5 protein-coding genes are annotated in these 4743 nt (G+C 24.7%); all 5 read left to right on the forward strand.

The window, feature by feature from the left end:
- Positions 1-729 (forward strand): PD-(D/E)XK nuclease family protein (locus tag R5Z65_RS09490; RefSeq protein WP_317368752.1); only part of this gene is annotated, 729 nt, incomplete at its 5' end.
- Positions 730-743: 14 nt separating this feature from the next.
- A complete protein-coding gene (gene hemA, locus R5Z65_RS09495) occupies positions 744-1958 on the forward strand; it encodes a glutamyl-tRNA reductase (RefSeq protein ID WP_317368753.1) in 1215 nt (404 codons plus the stop codon).
- A complete protein-coding gene (locus R5Z65_RS09500) occupies positions 1958-2431 on the forward strand; it encodes a bifunctional precorrin-2 dehydrogenase/sirohydrochlorin ferrochelatase (protein WP_317368754.1) in 474 nt (157 codons plus the stop codon). The genes hemA and R5Z65_RS09500 overlap by 1 nt, the downstream gene beginning before the upstream one ends.
- A complete protein-coding gene (hemC, locus tag R5Z65_RS09505; protein ID WP_317368755.1) occupies positions 2428-3309 on the forward strand; it encodes a hydroxymethylbilane synthase in 882 nt (293 codons plus the stop codon). The genes R5Z65_RS09500 and hemC overlap by 4 nt, the downstream gene beginning before the upstream one ends.
- A partial coding sequence (gene cobA, locus R5Z65_RS09510; protein WP_317368756.1) for a uroporphyrinogen-III C-methyltransferase occupies positions 3296-4743 on the forward strand: 1448 nt, incomplete at its 3' end. The genes hemC and cobA, both read left to right, overlap by 14 nt.

Consider the following 4743-nt stretch of genomic DNA (forward strand, 5'->3'; position numbering starts at 1 on the left):
CCTAAATATTTTGAGATAGATTTTAATAATATAAATAAAAATAGTAATGTATACAATAATATAAAAATACCTTTAAAAAATAATTATGAAATGATATTGAAAGGGAAAATAGACCGTGTAGATAAACTTTATATAGATGACAAAGAATATATAAAAATATTGGATTATAAATCTTCTGATAAGAAGTTAAGTGTAGATAAAGTTTATTATGGTTTACAGTTACAAATACTTATGTATTTAGATACATTTATAAAAATAGAAGAAAATATATTGAATAAAGAAATATTACCTGCTGGAGCTTTTTATTTTCAAGTTAAAGAAGATATGGTAGAAGGTGATTATAATAAAGATAAATTTCAAAGCAAGTTTGACTTAAAGGGTATTGTGGCTAAAGATGAAAATGTAATAAAAGGTTTTAACAAAAATGAAGACAATAAGAAAATAAAAGGTATTACATCTAGTGAAACTATTTCTATGGAAAATTTTAAAAATTTATTATTATTATCTAATATAGTAACAAAAGAGATAGGAAATGATATAATAACAGGAAACATAAAAGTATATCCTTATAGGTATAAGGGAGATACAGGCTGTGAATATTGTAACTATAAAGATATTTGTAATTTTGAAATATTAAATAAAAAGGAAAAATACAATGTTTTAAAAGAAATAGGAAAAGATGAAATTTGGAATAAGATAAAAGAAAAAATAGAAAATGATGACCAATAATAAGGGGTGGTTATATGCAAATAAAGATGATAGGTATAGACCATAGTAAATCACCTTTACAATATAGAGAAAAAGTTGCTTTTAGTACTGTTAGAAATATAGAATTTTTAAATATTTTAAAACAAGAAGAAAATATACTAGGTGGGGTAGTTTTGTCTACTTGCAATAGAACAGAAATATGGATAAGCTATAAAGATAAATTGGAAAATGAAATAGATAGTATTTTATGTAAATTTAAAAATATAAACTTATATGAATACAAAAAATATTTTACTTATAGGGAAGATAAAGAAGCAATAGAACATCTTTTTATGGTATCATCTGGATTAAAATCTAAAATATTGGGTGAGGACCAGATTATTACACAAGTAAAAAATGCAGTAGAGATATCTCGAGAAAGTGATTTTTTAAATACAACATTAGATGTTTTATTTAGAAATGCTATTACTGCTAGTAAAAAGATTAAAACACAGATAAAATTTAAAAAAGGCTCTTTTTCTGTTGTAGATAGCGTTATAAAAAAATTAGAAAAACTTAACATAAATGTGAAAGATAAAAGCTGTTTAATAATAGGAAATGGTGAGATGGGAAGACTTGCTAGTGAAATTTTTATAAAAAATGGTGCTAATGTTACAATGACTTTAAGGCAACATCACAAAGGCGACGTAGTTATACCTGTTGGTGTAAATATAATAAATTTTTCTGACAGAGTAGAAGTATTACCTAAGTTTGATATAGTTATATCTACAACATCTACTAATAGGTATATGTTAAAGTATGAAGATGTAGTAAAAGTAAAATTAAAAGAAAAAGTAGTTTTTATAGATTTGGCAGTTCCTAGAGATATAGATGAAAAAATATTTAGTATAAAAGGTACAATAGGGTTTAATATAGATGATTTTCAAATAGAAGAAAATGAAATTAATAGTTTTAATGAAACTATAGAAAGAACTAAGGAGATTTTAAATGAATATATAGATAATTTTTATAAATGGTATTATAATAAAGACTTAATAACCAATATCTTTGAAATAAGCCAAAAAGTAGCAGATGATACAATTTTACGTATTAACAAGCTAGTAGATGATAATACTAAAAATATTGTGGAGAAGTCATCTAAAAAATCTATAGAAAAATTAATATTTTGTTTAAGAGATAATATGAAACCTAGAGATTTTAAAAATTTTATGAATATATTAGAAAAAAATTACTTAAATGAGGATATATAATGGATAGTGACTTTTCATATTTTCCTATGTTTGTAAATTTAAAAGATAAAAATATAGTTATATTTGGAGCTGGTAAAATAGCTATAAGGCGTGTTAAATCTTTAATAAAAACAGGATGCAATATAACTATTGTAGCACCAAATATATTACAAGATTTTTATAACATAGGGTATAAAAAATTAAATATAATAAAAGATAGTTATAATATACATTATTTAAAAAATGCTTTTATAGTATTTGCTATTACAGACAATAGCGATATAAATAATAAAATATATATAGATTGTAAAGAAAAAAATATTATAGTTAATACAGCTAGTGATAAATATAAATGTGATTTTTTATTTCCTGGTGTTATTTATAAAGAAGATTATACGATAGGTGTATGTAGTAATGGAAAAAACTATAAATTAACTAAAAATATAATAAGTATACTAAAAAATTTTTTATACAAAAAGGATGATAAAATTTGAAGATAAAAATAGGAAGTAGAGAAAGTAAACTTGCAGTAGAACAATCTAACATAGTAATAAGGCAATTAAAAAAGCATTATAAAAACATAGATATAGAGCTTTTAACTATGAAAACAACAGGGGATATTATACTTAATAAGACATTAGATAAAATAGGTGGTAAAGGTTTATTTATAAAAGAGCTAGACAGTGCTTTAATAGAAAATAAAACAGATATTTCCATACATAGTTTAAAAGATATGCCAGTGGATATAGATGAAAACTTACCTATAATTGCTTATTTAAAAAGAGAAAATCCTTTAGATGTTTTGATATTGCCTAAAAATCATAATAATATAGATATTAAAAAGCCAATAGGTACAAGTAGTAAAAGAAGAAGTTTTCAACTTGAAAAAATATATAAAGGGTATATGTTTAAGCCTATAAGAGGAAATATACAAACGAGGCTTGAAAAATTAGATAGTGGAGAATATTCTGCCCTTGTTTTAGCATATGCGGGTATAAAAAGGTTAAACCTTGAAGATAGAATATTTAAGGTATTTAATAGTGATGAGATATTGCCTGCTTGTGGGCAAGGTATAATAGCTATACAAGGTAAAAAAGGACAAGATTATTCCTTTTTAGAATTTTTAAATGATAAGAATACAGAATATGAGGCAAAATGTGAACGTGCATTTGTTAGGGAATTAAACGGTGGGTGTAGCTTACCAATATGTGCTTTTGCTACAATAAAGAATAATGAAATACTATTAAAAGGATTTTATGCTGATGATAGCAATTATATCTTAAAAGAAAAAATAGGTAAAATAGAAGACTATGAAAAAATAGGAATAGATTTAGCTAAAGAATTTAAGGTGATAATAAATGAAAATAGGTAAAGTTTGGCTTGTAGGAGCAGGTCCTTCAGATTTTGGACTACTAACTATAAAAGGTAAAAATATTGTAGAAAGGGCAGATATTATACTTTATGATAGGCTTGTATCTCATAGTATAATAAATCTTGCTAGAGAAGATGCTACATTAATAGATGTAGGTAAATGTGCTAACAATCATACTATACCCCAAGAAGAAATAAACAATTTGTTATTAAAATATGCTTTAGATGGAAAAAATGTTGTAAGGTTAAAAGGGGGTGACCCATTTTTATTTGGTAGAGGTGGAGAAGAACTAGAGCTTTTAGAAAAAAACAATATACCATTTGAAGTTATAAATGGTGTTACTTCTGCAATAGCAGTGCCATCTTATAATGGGATACCTGTTACTCATAGAGATTTTGTAAGCTCTTTACACATTATAACAGGTCATAGCAAAGATAATAACATTAATATAGATTTTAAAGCTCTTGTAAAATTAAATGGAACACTTGTGTTTTTAATGGGAGTATCAGCTTTAAACAATATATGTAATGGACTTATAAATTTTGGTATGGATAGGGATATGCCTGTATGTATATTAGAAAGAGGAACTACAACTAAGCAAAGAAATATAAAAGGAACACTTAGTAATATTTATGAAAAATCTATAGAAGAACAAGTTAAAACACCTGCTATAATAATAGTAGGGAAAGTGTGTAATTTATCAGAAAAATTTGATTGGAGAAAGTATTTACCTTTAGCATATACAAGGGTTTTGGTAACAAGACCTAAAGATATAAACTCTAGTTTTTGTAATATGCTCAGGGATAGTGGAGCAGAGGTAATAGATTTACCTACTATAAAAACTATACCTATACAAAATGATGAAACAAAAGAATTATTTAATAATTTAGATTATAACTATATAGTTTTTACAAGCTCTAAGGGTGTGGAACAATTTTTTTACAATATGAAGCTATACAAAAAAGATATAAGAAGTTTATTTAATAAAAAAATGGCGGTTATAGGTAATGCTACTAAAAAAGCTTTGGAAGAAAAAGGATTATTTACAGATATTATGCCTAAAGAATATAGTGGAAAAGCACTTGCAAATAAGCTATTATACTATATAAAAGATAATGATAAAATACTTATTGCTAGAGCAAAAGAGGGGAGCAAGGATATTTTAAATATATTAAAAGATAAAAATGTAGTAGTAAAAGACTTTGCTTTATATGAAACAAAATACGAAAAAGCAAATTTTATAAACTATACATTTGAATATGATGACATAGTAACTTTTACAAGTGCATCAACAGTAGTTGGATTTGTTAATTCTGTAAAACATTATAATTTAGATTATAGTAAAATAAAAGCAGTATGTATTGGAAAACATACGGAGAAAGAAGCTAAAAAGTATAATTTTATAACATTTGTATCTAAAAAGGCTACTTTAGA

This window comes from uncultured Tyzzerella sp., from assembly GCF_963558545.1.
In the GTDB taxonomy this organism is placed as follows: Bacteria; Bacillota; Clostridia; order Lachnospirales; family CAG-274; genus Tyzzerella.

Coding starts and splice junctions, on each gene's coding strand:
- hemA (WP_317368753.1), top strand. CDS start 744: ATGCAAATAAAGATGATAGGTATAGACCATAGTAAATCACCTTTACAA.
- R5Z65_RS09500 (WP_317368754.1), top strand. CDS start 1,958: ATGGATAGTGACTTTTCATATTTTCCTATGTTTGTAAATTTAAAAGAT.